Raw genomic sequence first — 18,046 nt, 5'->3', positions numbered from 1 at the left:
GACGCCGGGATCGTTGACAATCGTTTTCCTTGCGTAAGCAAACAGGAGCCCACTTTGCCTCTAACGAATCTGCGTCTCTACGTCGATGCTCAATTCGCAAGTCCATATGTGATGTCGGCCTTCGTGGCCCTTCACGAAAAGGGGTTGTCGTTTGAGCTTGTAACCATCGACTTGGCCAACAATGCAAACCTCGAACCCGAATATGCAGCGAGTTCACTCACGCAGCGTGTACCTACGCTGGTTCACGACAGTTTCGCTTTGTCCGAGTCCTCAGCAATAACTGAGTACCTCGACGAGGTTTTTCCGAGCACCTCGCTGTACCCAAAAGATGCGATCAGCCGCGCTCGGGCGCGTCAAGTCCAAGCGTGGCTGCGAAGCGATCTCTTGCCCATCCGGCAAGAGCGCTCCACTGAGGTGGTGTTCTACGGCGCTTCCGCCGCGCCACTATCCGCTACAGCACGAACGGCCGCAGGAAAACTGTTTTCTGCGTGCGAGATATTGCTTACCGACCACTCGCCGAACCTCTTTGGCGAATGGTGCATCGCAGACGCCGACCTTGCGCTGATGCTGAGCCGGCTCGTCCTGAATGGTGATACGGTGCCGGGAAGGTTTGCTGACTACGCTGCCCTTCAGTGGCAAAGGCCGTCTGTTCAACGTTGGGTCGCCCTGAATCGTCCCCCGCTGTGAAGCCGTCGAACTTGCGGCGGGTGCTTCTGTTCAAGCTGGCGTATTGACTTAGGGCACACGGTCTGGTGCGCCGCTGAGTGTCCGCTCGTTGAAGATGCGACCGGCTCTTGTGGGTCGCGAAGCGACGGCGACAATCGGAGAGGCATTGGCCGTTCATCGGCCGGCACTGACGTCCACCGATGCAGGGAAGGATGGCGGAGTCAGCCGAACTCGGTCAGGGGGACGGGAGGACGGCGATCGCTGCTGCCGTGCTACCAAATCCCCAAGAATTTAGGGATTAACCGCCGACTCTAGTTTCGAGTCGGACGAAATTGGGGATGGGTCAGCGTAGTTCCCTACGTCACTTAGCTAACGACGCCGCGCGGATTGACCCCTCGGACATGCAGGAGCGCCAAATGCAGGAAACGGGGTCGACAGCCAGCAGAGCTGGTGACGTGTTCCGCTACGCCTGGTTGGCAATTGATCTGGTCGGTGGGGGGATGCCGAATCTAGCCCTGGCCGGAAACGCTCACCTCACTTTCGATTTGCTTGCGTAGCATCGCGAAACGCTCCTGGACGTTTTCCCCGAAGAGCGGATCGTCGCTCGCCGGAACGGCAGCGTCAACTGCGGCCCAATCCTCGCGCGTTAGTAGCTGAGCAGCGCGCGGCATGACGTGTCGCTCCTCTGTCGAAAGATGATTTCGATAGTACACAAGGTACATCGCTCCGGCGGCCTCCAGAGCCGCACGCGAACTTATCACATCTCCTTCAGCCTCATTGAGGCGGTCTGATAGCGTTTCGCCCACCGTGGCAATCACACGATGTTCCTGCTGGAGCCGGCTAACAACAATTTGCATGCCGGGATCTCGCTCAACGAGCCGTGCGTATGTAACATCCTCACGGGGATGGTGAACGCGATCGCCGAAACTTCGCATGTAATAGATGATGATGCTCATCAAATTGTAATTTGGCCGCTCTCCCCGATCGAAAAGAATTACCTGCTCTTCCAAAAGGTCTAGCAGTCGAGCGAAATGAATGTGATCTTCGTGCCATACTGCAAGTGGGGTGGTCACGGCGCGCTCCTTGGAAACGGGTTATGCTCACGTCGCCTTCGACGCCATATCGAATCGAAGAGCCTTACTTAATACAATATTCCTCGATCCAGAGACTGCCATGACATAGATCAATGGACCGAAGCTAAAGCCGTGCGCGGCTATCGCTGCCCGACCGGGCGCGACCCTTCTGCGACATCTGGTTGCGCTGTATTGAAGGGCTGGATCGGCCGATTCTCCGCCGTTCGCTTGGCAGCGGATATGGCAGTTTCCGCCAGGAGCGGCCATTCGACATCGACGAGTAGATCGTTGAGAACCCCCCTCTATCAGAGACGTTCGAATTAGAAGTTCTGCTGGACAAAGGTCGCCGCTGGTGGCGGGGATTTGACAGAGGTGTCCGGGCTTTCCACCGTGTTGGTGCTCGCTCCGCCTTTTCGCGCGGCTAAATCCGATCGACCCGAACCCCTACCGTGGGGGGATGGCATCGCGTCTTTACTCGAAACAGAATGGCCTCATCGTGAATTGACCCGATGATCCCTGCCCGCATCTGATTTTCGCGGGCTTTCTTCGGTACCTGCGAACAAGCATGGCACGGCAAGCCAGCACCGCCCAGCCGTCAGCGCATTAAAAATATAAGAAGCCTGAATTGCATATTTTCAAGATCAGGTAAGTCATGGGCCTTGCTGTCATGCGAGGCCATATCGGGAGGAGGGTCTGGAATGAGGCTGCAAAGAATTGTGCCGATGTCTGTGCTGCTGGTTTCAGCGGTCGGGTTGAGCGCTTGTACTGCGCCGGCGTCACAAGAGGGATACCTAAGGGAAACCTGGACGTCCAAGCTCAGGCAGTACGACATGGTGCCTGTCTTTCCACCGAGGGCAGACATTCAGGTTGGCGATGTCTATCTGACCTGCCTGACGTCGGTGGAGGAGCGCGCCGATGCGCACAACAAGGATGAGCGGATGATGGCGCCGCATCCGGTGTGGATAGACACTCTGCCGGGTATGACGGACAAGAGCGCCCAGGATCCGGGTCTGTTGTCCGCGAACTATTGGGCGCGCGTGCGGCTTCCTTCCATTCCGGTCGATCCGGATGCGCTGGCAGACATTCAGGTCGCGGATGGCGGAGGCGGCGCTGCCGCCGATCCCAAACCGGCAGCGCAGCCCACGGCAAAGCAGGCTGCCGGAAAGCCGGAAACCAGGCCGGCGATGGTAAAGACATCCGCCGCCGAGCCACGCACAGCCGGGACCGCCAAGCCTGCCGACGGCGCGGCAACCCAGATCTTTGCCGCGCGACCGTTGACCACCATGATGCCGGTCTCGTTCCCCGAGTTCTTCTCGGTTTCGGCGACCAAGGCGGAAGCCAGTGCCATCATCCCCTTCCCGACGATCCTGGCCAACGTTGGCGTTGCGGCATCGGCCGTTGAGAACGTCCAGATCTCGATTCCGCAGGGCGAGTCCTATGGCCTTCCCGCGTTCCGGGTCGCAACGGCCCTGGACGGCTACCTGAAGAATCCGGAAACGTTGAAAGCCCTGAAACTGGTGGTGCCGAACGCCGCAGCGGCAGCGAAGTTCTGCAACGTGGGTGTGCCGGCCGTGTCGGTGGTTCGGGAGATCTATGCGACGCGGGCTATCGATGTCAGCATGTCATTCGAGAAGACTGCCGGCGCCAATGCAGGGGCTGGTCTCTATATCCCCGAGGCGGACAAGCGAAAGGCTGTGTGGGATGCCTTGAGCCAATATTTCACAGCTGACAACAAGCCGGCCGCCGACGGCGGTGACAAGGGCGGAGGCGACGGCAAGACACCGCAGGCGAACGCCAAGCCGGATGCCCCCGCTCAGCAGAAGCCCACTATCTCGCAAGCAACCGTATTTCTGCAGCAGATGAATCAACTCTACTCGAACATGAATGGAGACAAGAAACTGACTTTCGCAGGCGGTCAGGTCGTCTTCGTGAGTGGCAACATGAGTGGGGTTTCAATGAACAGAAGGTTCAAGGATCCGGTGGTCATCGGCTTTCGGGAGCATACGACTCTGTTATCCTCGCTATACAGTGAGCACACAGGTTTGTTGAAAACCGCGACGGAGATCACGCTATTGGACGTCGCGCCTCCCCGTATGTCATCAGATCAGGCCTTTGCCATGAAAATCGATCTGAATCGGAAGATTCCATCATCGCGGGATCTCATTCCGTCATTGTCCGGCCAGTCGTCAAAGTAGTTTGGGAAAACCTGGAGTGGCTCGTCGAACCAGTCCTGAATCGGCCGCTCCGGGTTGCCGAAAGGAGGGGCACGAATGACGGTTCCTAGCGGCCAAGAATCAGGACGTATTTACAGTCTATGGATTCTTGGTCAGCCCCGCTATGGAATAGCCTTCGATCCTGCTTTCAAATCGTTTGTGACATTCATGCCCGAATCCCGCCTCAGATCACGGAAAGCACTTCACTCCGGCAGCTAGAACGGCTCAAAGCGGCGCGCTAAGGGTCGTTCTGCGACTCTCGGACGTCGTAGTGTGGCGTTGAACGAAAAAATGTTGTTACGCCAGATTTACGCCTTGTGACGATAAGTGCATGAAATTACAGGAAGTATGATTCCTGTCGGCAGGGCCATGCCCCCTATGAGTCAGTCAGAGACAGCCGTGGCTTGGCGATGGGCAGCCGGCCGAGACCAAATGCGGCCGTTCATTCGCTTCTCTAAACGACTATTTGAACGGCCGGTTTGACCCTGCGATCCGACGACGGCCCCATCCTATGAGGCTGCACGCTGGAGCTTTCGTTGACGACCACGATGCAAGGTCATTACGCCCGGGATGATTAACACTACTACCGCGAACTCCACAGACCGAATTTTTCTACGACGACAGGCCTATACTTTTAGTGGCAACCGACCTCGGGCGAGTCCGAATTCACGATTGTGCATATGTCCTTGTGCAGCTCGCTCGTGTACACACCGGTCTCGCGATAGATGTGCGTAAGGATTGGACTGAGATCCTGCTGAAGCCGCGCAACCGGCTCGAACTCTGCTTGCCCGCCGCTCGCCGGCAAGCGTTGCGCCACCGGCCTGAGCGCTTCCGCCGCGCGTTGCAGCCGCTCTTCCGGCGGCGGATGCGCGGCTTGACGTCCCGGGAAGCGAACCAATTCACCGCGCTTGCCGAGCGCATCACACACAAAACGTTGCGCGTTGGCACGGATGATTCCCGGCGGCGTCGGAAACTCCGTCGGCGTGAACGACGGATGCACCTTCGGCATGTTGACCAACTCCCGCTCGAGCTCGCCGCGCCGCCATGCGTCGGACGCGAGCGCGAGCTGATCGATGTTCCAGTACAGCGAGCCCTGCGCGGAGAAGAGCGGCTCACGGTACGGCGCCTGCGGCAGCAGGCTCGCCATCACGGCCAGCGCGAGATCGTCCGCCTCCTTCTCCACCTGGAACGACTCCGGCTTGCAGGTTTCGCGAAGCTGCGACAGCCGCGCGCCCGGCGTCTTCGCTCGCCCGAAGCTCGCCACACGTTCCGAGTAGTCGCCGCGCGCGCCCTGGTACACATGTCCCAGCTCATGTGACAGCACGTACAGCAAGGCCGGATTCTGGCGGCCGGGCTTGTTGCCCGCATCGCCGAAAAGATGCAACGCGCTGGACGAGCAGCGCAGCACGGGCGCGCCGAACATCTCCGTCTCGCATCCCCCGGTCACGCTCAGATCGTCGAGCACGTCTCCATTGGCGGGACGTGCCGTGGTGCACGTGTTTTTTTTGGCGGCGGCCGCCGCCGCGTCCCTGACGATATAGACGGTCAGTACGTTCGGCCTGTCCGCTGTCTGCGGCGGATTAACGGCCACCGTATCGAAAGGCAGCGGCTTGCCCGCTGCCTTGTACGCTTGCGCTGACCGCTCGAGCGTTTCCTTGACGAGCGACGCGTCGCGGCTGTCGAGACGGCAGGCCGGGATCACCGGCTGAACACACCACGCCGAGGCGCACGCGAGACTCATCCCTGCTGCGGCTAGCGCTCTCATGTCAGATCCCGCGCCGGTCGACCAGCACGTCGATCGCCACGGCATGACCGTTCGCCAGCACTAGCAGCGGCCAGCGCTTGAAAACGCGGGACATCAGCCGAAGCGAGGTCTCACGCGCGAGAAAGACAGCGACCTCATACTGGCTAGCGTTCTGAAGGTTCGGGAGCTTGCGCTGACCGCTGGGCGTCGTGGTGCTGTCCTTGGCGAGATCGTGGTGCGAGAGGGCGCCCGCCGCGCATTTTTGCGGAAAGCCCCAGAACACGAAACCGGAGACTAGCCCTTCTTTCTGCAATGCGTGGATCGTGTCGCGCGCACCCGGACTCCAGAGTTCCACGAGCGGAATGTCGGTGATGTCCGCGGCCTTCGGCGCCTTCAGCTCGACGTAGTTGCTGTGGGCATAAAAATCCTGCACCGTGTGGAGCGCCTGACCGATCACATAGAAGGCGGCACGCACTTCCGTCGCCTCGCTCGCGGCGTCTTGCGCGGCCTTCGCCTGCTCCGCCGCCGCGACGTGCTTGCCGGCCTCGTCGAGACGCTCGTTCAGATAGTCGATCGCGTCGTCGAAATCGCAGTTGTCGAAGTGCACTTTCGACTCGAACTGGTGCAGCGAGTCCTGCACGTACAGCGCGCGTCTGAGTTCCGCGACATACGGATTGGCGGCCAGATCGGCGAGCAGCTTTTTGTGGGTTTGCGTATCGAACGGCGCGGGGCAGTTGACGCAGAGCACGACGGTTTTCGGATCCGCCATGTCGGGCACGGTCTGCGGCGGCGCCGGTGGTACGGGCGGTGCGGACGCCGCGGCGTCGCCGGCCGACGCGACGTGAATCGAACCCATTGCGAGCGCCAGACACAGAACTATGCTTTTGACACGCGTCATCGTTGTCCCCGGCGGCGCCTTGTTCGAATTTGACTCGGAGTATAGGAGATGGATACGCTCAAATCGACCTTGTCGTCGCGGACTTCCCGGGCTGCGAAGCGCGCCGTGCCTGGACTCGCGCTGACGCTGTTTTCCCTGACGGCTTTGGCGGCGGATGCCGTTACGGACCGCGGCTTCGCTCATACGGCGACCGACGCGGGCATCGTCGCGAAGAGCATCGATGATGCCAATCTGCTGCTCGCCGACCTGGGCATTCGACTCAGGCCGTCGTGGAAAGAGGTGTCCGGCTGGAAGGACGCGACGCCCGTCTACCTCGTCGCCGCGAAGCCGAATGCCTTGACGACGCCCGCCGCGGTGCCCGACGACTGCGGCTGCATCTTCGTCAACCCCGTGGCGCTGCGGCGCTGGGTCGCCGCGCAGACCGGCGGGTCGGGGCAACTGTCGATCGATCGCGGCAATCTTCTCGTGTACATGCTGCTGCACGAAGCGGGGCATCTGAAGAACGGAACATCGGGAGTATCGTTCGTCAACGGCGGCCTGTCGATGCTGAACGTCGACAGAACCATCGCCAAGAGAGACGAGGAACGCGCCGACGAGTTCGCGGCGAACGCGGTCAGGCAGGCACTCGCCGCGAAGCCGCCCTCCGACACTTCGCTCACCGCGACCTGGATTGCCAACGAACTCTCGAAGCTGAGCTGGAACATGCAGGCATACCGGACGCTGAACGAATTTGGCTCGGCCGCCACCGGCAAGCCGTCCGTCTACTTCGATGCCTCCTACGAGCATCCCAACCTGGCCTGGCGAATCCTGCGCACCAACGACATGATTCAGCAAACGCCCAGCACCCGTGCGCTGCTCGATGCCTTCGAGGCGTCGCGGCAGCGGGGCGTCGCGGCGGCCAGCAGGCCCATCGTTCCCTAGCCAGCAGCGCGGTTGCAGCGGGCATCTGCACCTCGATTATCCCGCAGGCGGCGACATTGCGTATTCCTGCAATAGCTCTAGGGAAAGACTGATTTAATCAGCGCGGCAGTCATCGTTGACTGGCGTGCAAGCGTTGTCATGTGCATGCCCACGATATGAGTCGGAGATGAAGCGACAGATCAGTTTTGCGGAAGCCGAGAGCCACGGCAAGAAGCGGGTGACGCGACGCGAGCGCTTCCTGACGGAGATGGAGAGTTTGGTGCCGTGGTCGCGCCTGATTGAGGCGGTCGAGCCGTACTACCCCAAGGGAAAACGTGGACGGCCGCCGATCGGTCTGGAGCGGATGCTGCGCATCTACTTCCTCCAGCAGTGGTACGGGCTGTCGGACGAGGCGCTGGAAGACGCGCTGTACGACAGCATGGCGATGCGGGCATTTGCCGGGATCGACTTGGCGGTCGAAGCGGTGCCAGACGCGACCACGCTGCTGAAGTTTCGCCGCCTGCTCGTCGAGCATGAACTGACGCGAAAGCTGTTTGACGAGATCGGCATCATGCTGTGCGAGCGGGGGCTGATGATGAAGGAAGGCACGATTGTGGATGCCACCATCATCGAGGCGCCACCATCGACCAAGAACAAGGAGAAGAGCCGCGACCCGGAGATGCACCAGACCAAGAAGGGTAATGAATGGCACTTTGGCATGAAGGCGCATCTCGGCGTGGATGCGACTTCGGGGCTGGTGCACAGCGTGGTGGGCACGGCGGCCAACGAGTCGGATGTGTCGCAGGCGCATGCCTTGCTGCATGGCTACGAAGAGCACGCGTTTGGCGACGCGGGCTACACGGGCGTGGACAAGCGCAAGGAGATGCAAGGCAAGTCCGTGAAGTGGCACGTGGCCGTCAAGCGCGGCAAGATTAAGGCAATGCGTGACGGTGCGGTCAAGGACTTGCTGATCGCTGTCGAGCGGGCCAAGGCCCAGATTCGGGCGCGGGTCGAGCATCCGTTCCACGTCATCAAGAATCTGTTTGGTCATCGCAAGGTTCGCTACAAGGGCCTGGTCAAGAACACGGCACAGTTGTTCAGCCTGTTTGGTCTGGCGAATCTGGTGCTCGGCAGGAAGCTGTTGTTGGCCTCACAGGGGAGCAATCCGTCCTGAGCGCGCAAAGCGCGCCAGAAATGGTGCCAAACGAGAGAAAAATGGCTTGAATCGGCCCATCTCTCCCGCGTTGCGAAAACCGAAATCCTTGGCTTGTGCAACATCAAGCGCAAACCTCATTGATCAGCGATTCCCTAGCGCTCGGAGGATTGCGCCCGGTTCGGCATGGCGGAATCCTCTGCGATATATCGAAGGATGCTCTCAATCAATACGACTCGTGGGAAGCGATTGTGGTCTACCAGTTCCGGCCAGGGCGACTTCGCCGAAGAGAAAGGTAACGCAACCGCCCAATGATCTGCGCGCGCGTATCCAAGCAAGGTTCCGCCGGGAAAGACAGCATCGTAGTAAATGACCTGGCCGTCGCTACGAGGATCGACATACGCGAGCTGGTCGTAGAACCCGACGAGCGGGGCTGATATCTCCGCGCGTTGCGCGTATGCCGCCACTGAATAAAATCGGACCGAAGCCGGTAAATTGTGTTCCGCAAGCCAACTGCTCCTATAGGCACGTGTCAGGCTTACAACACCGCCGCCATCTCCCGGCTCGCATTTGGAGTATGGCATCTTCTCGAGCAGTGTGGCATACGCGCGCGCATAGCCATCGGCTATTGGCGTGCCGCCGATCACTCCTGAGATAGAAACGACAGCTGCAATCTTGTTGGCCATCTCCGGGTAGAGTCCTAGCATCTCAATGACGTCGGAGGCCCCTTTGGAATAGGCGACTAGAATCACCTTTTGGGTAGCCTCATGTTGGAGCGCATCCTTTATGAGCGCAGCGTTAAAAGCACTGCTTGAACGGCCACTTAGATGAATGAACGCAGTCTGTAGCCCCAGGGATTGGAGGTGTTCATACGAGTCGGAGAACGGTGTTACTAAGTCTTCGACGCACTCGCCGAATATCCCGGGGACAAAAAGCACGGTCGTTGAAGGCAGGCCTGCGATCTTTCCCAAAGGTACGGTTCGGCCCTGTCCCTTTGGCTCGTCGAGCAGCCGGTGAAGGATGTCGGCACAGTCGCGGTTGTTGGGAAATGCATCGCCATGGTCTGCTTGGACCGCGCAGACGATCTCCCGGAACCGAGCACGTCCATCATTGGTGGGCGCTTGACGAATCGGATGGAGGGCCAACGCAGGCGCCTTCCCGTCTGGGGCCAAGAGGGGCCGCATTCCACAACCACCGACAAAAAGCATGACCCCAGCGATTGCGACCAAGTTCTTTGTCGATAACCAGCGCATGTCCCCTCCCCCATAAGTCAGCCTTGCTAACAAAGCACACCCGAACAATACTGTAGGAGCCGTTTCGCAGCACAGGCAAGAACAATAAACAAGGAACCTGCACTCCCCCTAACCGGGGCTCCAGGGTCATAAGGGAGAGCAAAAATGAGAACAATCCTTTTGTCCGTCGTCCTTGCGCTTAGCGGGTGCACAACGATTGATCGCCTGCGCACCGACAAGCCGCTTCATGACCTGACCACACAGGTGACCTTTGTTGGCGACAGCCAAGAGCATGAGATTGGCGGGCTGCCTGCTCGCGCCGCAAATGGGGTTGTCGATAAGCTCAATCCCGTCACTTTCAGACCCCCACAGCAAGCCCTATTTGGGCGTCAATACTTCGCATTACTGGCAGAGGAGACCGCCCCTCGTCCCCTTATCCATCTCGGCGACGTATTGGACATTAGTTGCCACAGCGAATGGAAGAGATACAACGCGATTCTCAAATCCTTGAACCAACCTTGGGCCCTGGCCCCCGGAAACCACGATGGGATTCTGAACGGTATATTCAACATAAGAGATAACGAGCAGAGAGGCCTTTACGGCGCGAGCGCTTGGGATTATGGGTGCCGAGAATTCTCAGAAACAGAAGATCGCTCTGCGATTAATGATTTCAGCCATCTAATGTCAAGCGATGAATTTTTGATCGGATATTTAGATCTTAAAATAAAAAAGAAAGACATAGGTATTATTAATTACACTAACGATAAGCAAGATGCATTTCTTGTTGCCGCGCGAGGCAGGATCACAAAACGCGATGCCAATTGCAAGCCGAGATGCGGGGATTTTTCCGAGTCGTTTCTCATTCAGAAGATTCGCCTCCCCTCAGCACCAGACACGAAGCTAACTACGTACCTAATTCTTTTGGACACGACGCAGTGGGGAGCCGACTCTACCTTTGAAGCACCGGAGGATATGAACTTTCGTCCAGGGACACTTCAGGCAGCTCGGCGGCTACTTCTGAGCCCGAATCCGGGAAACAACGGCAATTTGCTTGACGAACAGATTTCGGCATTGAACGAGTTGCTAAAGGGTGGAAAAGATGACATCTTCATCCTCGCAGGCCATCACCCCTTCGCCAAGCTCCTCCCCGAAGCGAGGAAAGAGGTTTCGGCGGCGCTCTCACGTTTGAATCAGCCATTGATTTATATCTCCGCGCACACACACACCGGCTCTTGGGCTCGTCACTCCATCGGTGATCGGGAGTTACTGGAGTTGAACATCAACTCTCTTGCTGATTGGCCCATAGCATTCAGAACTGTCAACCTCGCCATTTCAGACGACCGGACGGTAATCCGCGTTTCAGCCGGCCTAAACGTCACCGCGCAAGACGATGGCATTAAAAATTTCGATAACTTTTGGGACTCGTGGCATAAGGCATGCACACGGTGGTTTCCCAAATATGATTCGATTGCAAAAAATCATTCCGACATTGTAAAAGCGTTCAATAACGATGGGATGACTCCTCTACAATTCGCGACCATGAATGATCTCAAGCAACTTAATCCAACGCTCCCTTGCACGTATGGCACTCCAACTTGCAAGGCCAACAACGCCGACACCATTGCCTTTGATTGGCTCCTTTACTCAGACAAACGCAATGCGATGGAGAAGGCCCGCGACGTTATCGCCTTGTCGGCCGAGGAATCCCCAAATTTTGGGGAGCGCCTACGCAATGACGTGCCTCTCATTAAAGCCAAATGTGGAGCCTTTGCCGACGCTCCGAGCCTAAGGCAATGTATCCAGAAATCCTTCATCTTCGATGAGGCACACGGGCCACAGCAGAGCGAGAAAGTTTTTTCGCAACTCATCCAGCAGACCCAGGAGGTAATCTCCAACACAACCGACAAATTGTCCCGGCAGTATTTCAGTTGTGTATTTGCCGCGGGCGCAAAGTCTGACTACGACGAGAACAATTCTGGCCTGATCGCGTTCGGCAAGCGGCTCCTGAATCTGGAGGGCAAGGTCTCCGATACCTACTACTACACGCAGATGGACGCCACCCGCTGAAAGCCGAAGTCATTCCGGTGACTGCTCTGGGTTGAAACCATCAGCCTGGACGCGGTCAAAAAGCAAATGGCTACTTGATCTAGGGGCTGCATCGCTGAGCGCACCGGGTCGTTTCACGGTCATGAAACCTCAACTCTGCCTTCCACAACCATTGTGCATGCCCCTTACCCGGTTGGTTCAACAGAGGAATTCCCCCTCCTGTTGCGACCGCGCCCCCAACTCTATCTGCCATAGCACCTGAGACGGTCGGCATATCCGCGAACTCGGCAGCGCGCGCCCCAATGAAAACACTACTGCGAATCCTGACGATTTTCTGTGCGCTCTCCTGCCAGCACGCGTGTACCCCACTGCTGCGTACCCAAACGAATTTCTGCAAGCTGCTGATAGAAAACCAGAGGCCGGTGCAGTAAATGTCACTTTTCTGGGCACAACGACGCTCCTGTTCGACGACGGTCACACGAAAATCCTAGTCGATGGATTCCTAAGCCGCCCGCCGTTACATCAAGTAATTGGTGGACGAATTCATACAGACACTGGACTCGTGGACAGAATTCTAGCGAGTATCGAAGCGCATAGGATCGCCGCGGTCCTGGTCACGCATTCCCACTACGACCATGCACTAGACGTGGCATACATTGCCCGTAGCAAAGGCGCAATCCTTTTTGGCTCGAAAAGCACCCTGAACATTGGGCGTGGCGGCGAAGTGCCTGAGAAACAGCTAGCTGAATATGATCTGGTTATAGGAGAGCAGATTGGGCAGTTTCATGTCCGCGCCATACCATCAACACACTCCCCACCAATACCCTTCCTGAATGATGACCTTGGTAAGACCATCGATGAACCGCTTAGGCAGCCGGCGCGTTTCAGGACTTTTAGCGAAGGCGGATCGTTTGATCTGCTCATAAGACATGGCGACCAGGCGGTCCTGGTAAAGGGATCTCCCAACTACAAGAGAGGTGCATTACGAGGAATTCGAGCCGATGTCCTGTTTCTACCCATCGGCGGCGTGGGTCTGCGCAGCGTGGATTTTCACGAAAAATACTATGCAAACACTGTTCTCTGCATTCGGCCAAGGCTGGTTATTCCTGTCCATTGGGACAGCTTGTTTGCACCGCTTTCGGAATCCCTTCCAACTTTGCCTGGCACTAATAGCGCCCTTAGGTACCTGCGGGAAAGGCTGGCGAAAGATGCAATCTCATTAAGGATTGTGCTGGGGCAGCAAACGGTCAGGCTGTTCGATTCGACATCGGCCCCGCACCCCAGCGTGCCTGCCAGCATAGATTGTCTAGAGGCGGGACTGTTTTCCGGCGCATCCGGAGAAAGCTGAACAAACTGCGACAACTGCGGATCCCAGACACAATCTTTTCGGATTCATTTCGCGAACGCATCAACAGCCGTCCCTTTATGCTCGGCGACTTTCATAGTCCACGCTGACGTGGGACGACAAGGGGACCGTGACATAAGGCGCGAGGGAGCGCCCCCCTCGGAAAGATCGGCTGCGGTGTGCCGTCTTTGACGGAGACCGCGCCAAACCGGGGGCTGACTAAGCGGCAAGGCGGTGGCGTTCTCCTCCGCCGACGGAGGGATACCATCGCTCAACGTGCGATCGGAACTGGTCATTGAGCCCCTGGGACTATCAATCGACAGTCGTCCAAGCGGCGAACGGAAAACCAGCCGATGGTGCCCCTTGCAGGCCAACGGTGTACCGCACGTGGGACAAACGCTGGTCCGTGCAACCGCCTCGGCAACCTGTGCCGCAACCATCGTGCGCTGCAGCCTGCTCAGCAGCGCTTTCGCTTCCGCCAGATGCAAGCCCAGTGATCCGGCATCAAAGGTTGTTCGCTCGATCTTGGCGATCTCAGTGACGGTGGCGGACGTCTCCCCTTCGTCCTGCAAAACGACTTGCAAAGTGATCCGCATGGCCGCTCTCCTCCCGTGAACATCTTGCGGCGACCAGTCTACGCCTGCAGCTGTCGCAGCCGATCATTGACAATTTGGCGGTCGAAACGGCGGTCCAACCAAGTCAGCCACTGGTCGACCTCATCACGTAGCTCGTCCAGCTCGATCGAACGCTCGCGTAAGGATTCGATCCACTCCATGAACTCCCATTCGCCCCAACTTTCTCTAACCTCCAGGTATCTTTCCACCCCGCCGATATCCTCCGGCGGACAAGCCCCGCATCCTGCCACGCAACGTGGCAAGAGCACGCTTTCCTGCCTCAGCACGCGCCGCTCGACGCGGATATCGTGCCGCCACCATGCATTGAAGTCGTACACGTAGAAGAAGGCCTCGTGCTCGCGCAGGGCAAATGCGCTCAGCGTTAGCGCGGTTGCCGCCGTGGAAAATTGCAGAGCGCCTTCGCGGCTTTCGCCATATCGCCGGCCACGAATGATGAACTGGTGCAGGTGATCGTCTGTCCAGCCCATGGCCGCCTGGATGACCTCATGCAGCCGAGCCAGCGTGACGTGCTCAGGAATGAGCAAACGCCGCCAGACCGGCGGGCTCAAGCCGCGCAGAGCAATTCGAAGTTGAAGGACGGCGATAGCCGGCCGAGGATCGGATGCCATTGGCCCATTCTAGGTGGCTCATTGTCCTCTCAAAAACGGCAAGGTCGTTTGCCCCCGTTTTGGCGCGGTCTCCACTACGCTCAATGCCATCTACCTGTAAATGGTCGGGAAGAGACGAGCGCCTAGCTTGGAGCGGAGGTCCCTTCCCGGCCAAGAGCAGCCCTTGAATTAAAGCCATCGGATGACAGCCTCTATGCCAGCTTCGGTCACCGGACAAAAACGCGCCGCTGATTCATGATGCCGCTTGCCGGCAAGCGTCAGGGACTGGTTGCGCATGGATGCCCCGGCGCGCTCGGCGTTGGTCGCGATGGGTACATGTTCGAACCCATCCCACAGTGCCATTTCTTGGCAAAAAAACATCGAAAATGCCGAGGAAATGCCGGCGTCGTTCTGGCGTGTCTTACACGTGGCATACTCTCGCGTCAAAAGGAGGAGTTATGACGGATAAGAAGAGGGTACCTACGCCACAGCCTGGCCAGACACGCATTCCGTCGCGGGATGGCTTTTCACAAGATCAAGCACCCAGGCGCCAGCCCATCAAAGAGGAGCGTGCGCGCGTGATGCCACGAGACCAACTTACCCCGCCGCCGCCTATCCCTCGGAAGAAGGGGTAAAAATGGAAGAGTGGGACGAAGGCGTTTGGGCGCGTCGTCACGAGTTCCTTTGTCGGTGCTGGATTTCGCGCATCTATCATCAGAAGCGCGAGCGGTTTTTTGACATGTGCGACTCCCTCACCAAGGCCGTGTCCATTCTCGGCGGCACTGTAGCGATCACGCGTCTCATAACGCCAGAACAATTGATGATCGTCGCCGCTGCAATCACGGTAACGTCGACGGCGAGCCTAGTCTTCGGTTATTCAAAGAAGGCTCGGACACACGCGGATCTCTCGAAAGCATTCGCAGACCTGGAAGCGCGAATCGTGGCAAAGGGCGTGTTCGATGACGCTCAAGCCAACGCTTTTCAGGCCGAACTGGTCAAGACCGAGATCGGCGAGCCTCGCGCCCTGGGCGCGCTAGTCCGCATATGCCAAAACGAAATGGCGTATGCTCAAGGGCACGAGAGCCACGTGAAGAAGGTGTCGCTGTGGCAACGCCTGTTCGCTCATTTCTACGACTTCGATATGTCGGCCACCAACTAGGGTTCCGACGCCACTGTTCGCTCAGTACGTCGCTCCCGGCCGAATCGAAGCAAAAGATTGGCTGTCCGAACGCGTGGTCGTGCCGGGGTGTTGTCGGGCTCGCTGGAGGCTCAGCTATCAATGCCCGCTTCAGACTGCCATGAGTCACTCGCAGCCGCAGCCCGAACGGCAGCAACGACGACCAGCAATCATTCAACAATCGTCTATTGGTCAAGCTGCTCCACGCTCGAGACCGGTACCAGCGCGTCCATACTTCCGCGGCGTGGGCGCAGGAAACGGCAAATGACGCTTGCATAACCTAAGGATGGTGTTCAAAACTCATGCGTATGCTGGTGCGCATGAACAATGTTTCCAGCGACAATAGGCGCATGAAACAAACCGACCTTGGCCTGGACCTGAGCAATCGCCGCACGCGCAAGCGCGTGTTTCTGGACGAGATGGAACGCGCGGTGCCGTGGGAAGCGTTTCTGGCATTGATTGCTCCGCACGCCCCGACCAAGGCAACGGGCCGCCGGCCGTTCCCTCTCGCGGCGATGCTGCGAATCCATCTGATGCAGCAATGGTTTGGACTGAGCGACGTGGCGATGGAAGAAGCCTTGTATGACACGCCGCTGTACCGCGAATTCGCTGGCTTGGGTGGCATGAGCCGCCTGCCTGACCGCGTCAGCGTTCTGCGCTTTCGGCATCTGCTTGAGCGACACCAGCTTGCCGAGCAGTTTCTCAAGACGGTCAACGAGCAACTCAAGGCCCGCGGCTTCCTCCTCAAGGAAGGCACAGTGGTCGATGCCACTCTGATTGCCGCGCCGAGTTCGACCAAGAACAAGGATGGCGAGCGTGACCCTGAAATGCACCAGGCAAAGAAGGGCAACCAATGGCATTTCGGCATGAAGGCACACATTGGCGCGGACGCCGAATCGGGACTGGTACACACCGTCGTGGGCACGGCCGCCAACGTCAACGATGTCACGCAAGCTCATGCGCTGCTGCATGGCGAGGAAAGCGACGTGTTCAGTGATGCCGGATACCAAGGCGTTGAAAGGCGCGGTGAAGCGCAAGACATCGCGGTCAACTGGCATGTTGCGATGCGCCCGGGCAAGCGCCGCGCGTTGGACAAGGAGGCGCCAGTGGGCAAGCTGCAGGATGAACTCGAACGGGTCAAAGCTCGCATCCGCGCCAAGGTGGAGCACCCGTTTCGCGTCATCAAGCGCCAGTTCGGCTATCTCAAGGTGCGCTACCGGGGCTTGATGAAGAACACGCAGCAACTGCATACGCTGTTTGCCTTGAGCAATCTGTGGATGATGCGCCATCGACTTCAGCCAGGTGCCAAGCGGTGAATGCGCCGGGATTCTGGCCCACGACCCGAAACGCGGGCGATAACGCCCTTGCTCGCACCGAATCTCGCGTCGAATTCGGAGGGAATTGCTCATCGAATTCACTTGGCCACGCTCACACGGTCAACTCTGCGCTGCGGACGTCGTTTTGAACATCATCCCTAAGATTGCGCGCACATAATCTCAAGTTATGCAAGTCAATTCCACTGCGGTGAATTCTGGCGCCGAAGGTGCGGTCGAGCCACTGCTTCGCTGGGCTGGCAGCAAGAAGAAGCTGCTCCCGGTGTTGCTCGCGGCTGCACCCGACGGCGCTGAGCGCTACATCGAGCCTTTCGCGGGTTCGGCCGTGCTGTTCTTGCGCCTGGGCGCGGGCAACGCGATCCTTGGCGACCTCAACGAGTCGCTGATCGAGACTTATCGCATCGTACAGCGCTACCCGCGCGCTGTGTGGGAACGAGCCTCCATGTTGGGCAACACCCCGGACGACTACTATGCGATCCGCGCGATCCCGCGCGCGCGCCTGAACGCCTTCGAGCGCGCAGCACAGTTCGTCTACCTCAACCGCTACTGCTTCAACGGGGTGTATCGGACCAACCGCGCAGGCCAGTTCAACGTGGCGCGTGGCAAAGGTCACCTTTTCATGCCCGACCTTGATGCGTTCAAGGCGTTCGCTGGGCGACTGAAGGCGGCTGAGTTGCGCTGCAGTGACTTCGAAGAGATTCTGTCCGAGGCTGGAAGCGGCGACTTTGTCTACCTTGACCCACCCTATGCCCTGGGTGATAAACGGGACCGCGGCGAGTACGGCTGCGATGCCTTCCGCGAAAAGGACGAGCGTCGCCTGATTGCCGCACTGCGGTCTGCTGATCGCCGTGGTGCCAAGATCCTGCTGTCCTATTCCCCGGCCACGACCGTGCTGCAAGGTCTCAAGAAGTGGCGACGCCATGATCTCACTGTTGCGCGCAATGTCGCAGGCTTCACGTCGGCCCGGAGATCGGCCGCCGAGGTTCTGCTGTCGAACTACGACTGGCCGCGCGGTTAGCATCCCGACAAACCAATATTCAAGG

Annotated in this window: 14 protein-coding genes and 1 pseudogene; 9 read left to right on the top strand and 6 right to left on the bottom strand. The window is 58.5% G+C overall.

What is annotated here, in order from left to right; translation table 11 throughout:
* Positions 1-54 precede the first annotated feature (54 nt).
* The gene (gene yfcF, locus ACZ5MJ_RS36860) at positions 55-687 is read left to right on the top strand and encodes a glutathione transferase (RefSeq protein WP_464227273.1); all 633 of its coding nucleotides are present in this window, start codon (positions 55-57) and stop codon (positions 685-687) included.
* 488 nt (positions 688-1,175) lie between these two features.
* Here yfcF and ACZ5MJ_RS36855 read toward each other — a convergent pair whose 3' ends face one another.
* The gene (locus tag ACZ5MJ_RS36855) at positions 1,176-1,739 is read right to left on the bottom strand and encodes a hemerythrin domain-containing protein (RefSeq protein ID WP_464227272.1); all 564 of its coding nucleotides are present in this window, start codon (positions 1,737-1,739) and stop codon (positions 1,176-1,178) included.
* A 722-nt stretch (positions 1,740-2,461) separates the two neighbouring features.
* Between ACZ5MJ_RS36855 and ACZ5MJ_RS36850 the strand changes: the two genes are divergently transcribed.
* A complete protein-coding gene (locus ACZ5MJ_RS36850; RefSeq protein ID WP_464227271.1) occupies positions 2,462-3,934 on the top strand; it encodes a hypothetical protein in 1,473 nt (490 codons plus the stop codon).
* Positions 3,935-4,586: 652 nt separating this feature from the next.
* Here the strand turns inward: ACZ5MJ_RS36850 and ACZ5MJ_RS36845 are convergent.
* Together ACZ5MJ_RS36845 and ACZ5MJ_RS36840 are read right to left on the bottom strand one after the other, a co-directional pair.
* Entirely contained in the window at positions 4,587-5,693 is a 1,107-nt protein-coding gene (locus tag ACZ5MJ_RS36845; RefSeq protein WP_464227270.1) for a hypothetical protein, read from the bottom strand.
* A 25-nt stretch (positions 5,694-5,718) separates the two neighbouring features.
* Positions 5,719-6,552: an HET-C-related protein gene (locus ACZ5MJ_RS36840; RefSeq protein WP_464227269.1), complete on the bottom strand. Its 834-nt coding sequence runs from the start codon at positions 6,550-6,552 to the stop codon at positions 5,719-5,721.
* 90 nt (positions 6,553-6,642) lie between these two features.
* Between ACZ5MJ_RS36840 and ACZ5MJ_RS36835 the strand changes: the two genes are divergently transcribed.
* Together ACZ5MJ_RS36835 and ACZ5MJ_RS36830 are read left to right on the top strand one after the other, a co-directional pair.
* The gene (locus ACZ5MJ_RS36835) at positions 6,643-7,515 is read left to right on the top strand and encodes a hypothetical protein (RefSeq protein WP_464227268.1); all 873 of its coding nucleotides are present in this window, start codon (positions 6,643-6,645) and stop codon (positions 7,513-7,515) included.
* Between the two features lie 166 nt (positions 7,516-7,681).
* Positions 7,682-8,668: an IS5 family transposase gene (locus ACZ5MJ_RS36830; protein WP_464222743.1), complete on the top strand. Its 987-nt coding sequence runs from the start codon at positions 7,682-7,684 to the stop codon at positions 8,666-8,668.
* A gap of 134 nt (positions 8,669-8,802) precedes the next feature.
* On the opposite strand, the gene ACZ5MJ_RS36825 is transcribed toward ACZ5MJ_RS36830, so the two are convergent.
* Positions 8,803-9,792 (bottom strand): lipase family protein, encoded by a 990-nt coding sequence (locus ACZ5MJ_RS36825; RefSeq protein ID WP_464227267.1) that lies wholly within the window; start codon positions 9,790-9,792, stop codon positions 8,803-8,805.
* A 252-nt stretch (positions 9,793-10,044) separates the two neighbouring features.
* On the opposite strand from ACZ5MJ_RS36825, the gene ACZ5MJ_RS36820 reads away from it, so the two are divergent.
* Positions 10,045-11,946: a metallophosphoesterase gene (locus ACZ5MJ_RS36820; RefSeq protein ID WP_464227266.1), complete on the top strand. Its 1,902-nt coding sequence runs from the start codon at positions 10,045-10,047 to the stop codon at positions 11,944-11,946.
* A gap of 337 nt (positions 11,947-12,283) precedes the next feature.
* Positions 12,284-13,273: an MBL fold metallo-hydrolase gene (locus ACZ5MJ_RS36815; protein WP_464227265.1), complete on the top strand. Its 990-nt coding sequence runs from the start codon at positions 12,284-12,286 to the stop codon at positions 13,271-13,273.
* 299 nt (positions 13,274-13,572) lie between these two features.
* Here the strand turns inward: ACZ5MJ_RS36815 and ACZ5MJ_RS36810 are convergent.
* Together ACZ5MJ_RS36810 and ACZ5MJ_RS36805 are read right to left on the bottom strand one after the other, a co-directional pair.
* Positions 13,573-13,866 (bottom strand): annotated as a pseudogene (locus ACZ5MJ_RS36810) (ISKra4-like element ISBte1 family transposase); the annotation flags it as partial.
* A 38-nt stretch (positions 13,867-13,904) separates the two neighbouring features.
* A complete protein-coding gene (locus ACZ5MJ_RS36805; protein ID WP_464227264.1) occupies positions 13,905-14,513 on the bottom strand; it encodes a plasmid pRiA4b ORF-3 family protein in 609 nt (202 codons plus the stop codon).
* 616 nt (positions 14,514-15,129) lie between these two features.
* Here ACZ5MJ_RS36805 and ACZ5MJ_RS36800 point away from each other — a divergent pair.
* The 3 genes from ACZ5MJ_RS36800 (at position 15,130) to ACZ5MJ_RS36790 (ending at position 18,021) form a co-directional block, all read left to right on the top strand.
* Positions 15,130-15,651 (top strand): hypothetical protein, encoded by a 522-nt coding sequence (locus tag ACZ5MJ_RS36800; protein WP_464227263.1) that lies wholly within the window; start codon positions 15,130-15,132, stop codon positions 15,649-15,651.
* 368 nt (positions 15,652-16,019) lie between these two features.
* Positions 16,020-16,985: an IS5 family transposase gene (locus tag ACZ5MJ_RS36795; protein WP_464227262.1), complete on the top strand. Its 966-nt coding sequence runs from the start codon at positions 16,020-16,022 to the stop codon at positions 16,983-16,985.
* 187 nt (positions 16,986-17,172) lie between these two features.
* Entirely contained in the window at positions 17,173-18,021 is an 849-nt protein-coding gene (locus tag ACZ5MJ_RS36790) for a DNA adenine methylase (RefSeq protein ID WP_464227261.1), read from the top strand.
* Positions 18,022-18,046 lie beyond the last annotated feature (25 nt).

This window comes from Cupriavidus sp. LA-1, from assembly GCF_055385985.1.
Note: the sequence above shows the minus strand (reverse complement) of the source record. Positions and strands in the feature narration are given on the sequence as shown.

Bases quoted from the DNA above. Each gene is read 5' to 3' on its own strand.
- ACZ5MJ_RS36850 (WP_464227271.1), top strand. From the start codon at position 2,462: ATGTCTGTGCTGCTGGTTTCAGCGGTCGGGTTGAGCGCTTGTACTGCG.
- ACZ5MJ_RS36845 (WP_464227270.1), bottom strand. From the start codon at position 5,693: ATGAGTCTCGCGTGCGCCTCGGCGTGGTGTGTTCAGCCGGTGATCCCG.
- ACZ5MJ_RS36840 (WP_464227269.1), bottom strand. From the start codon at position 6,552: ATGGGTTCGATTCACGTCGCGTCGGCCGGCGACGCCGCGGCGTCCGCA.
- ACZ5MJ_RS36835 (WP_464227268.1), top strand. From the start codon at position 6,643: ATGGATACGCTCAAATCGACCTTGTCGTCGCGGACTTCCCGGGCTGCG.
- ACZ5MJ_RS36830 (WP_464222743.1), top strand. From the start codon at position 7,682: ATGAAGCGACAGATCAGTTTTGCGGAAGCCGAGAGCCACGGCAAGAAG.
- ACZ5MJ_RS36820 (WP_464227266.1), top strand. From the start codon at position 10,045: ATGAGAACAATCCTTTTGTCCGTCGTCCTTGCGCTTAGCGGGTGCACA.
- ACZ5MJ_RS36805 (WP_464227264.1), bottom strand. From the start codon at position 14,513: ATGGCATCCGATCCTCGGCCGGCTATCGCCGTCCTTCAACTTCGAATT.
- ACZ5MJ_RS36800 (WP_464227263.1), top strand. From the start codon at position 15,130: ATGGAAGAGTGGGACGAAGGCGTTTGGGCGCGTCGTCACGAGTTCCTT.
- ACZ5MJ_RS36795 (WP_464227262.1), top strand. From the start codon at position 16,020: ATGAAACAAACCGACCTTGGCCTGGACCTGAGCAATCGCCGCACGCGC.
- ACZ5MJ_RS36790 (WP_464227261.1), top strand. From the start codon at position 17,173: ATGCAAGTCAATTCCACTGCGGTGAATTCTGGCGCCGAAGGTGCGGTC.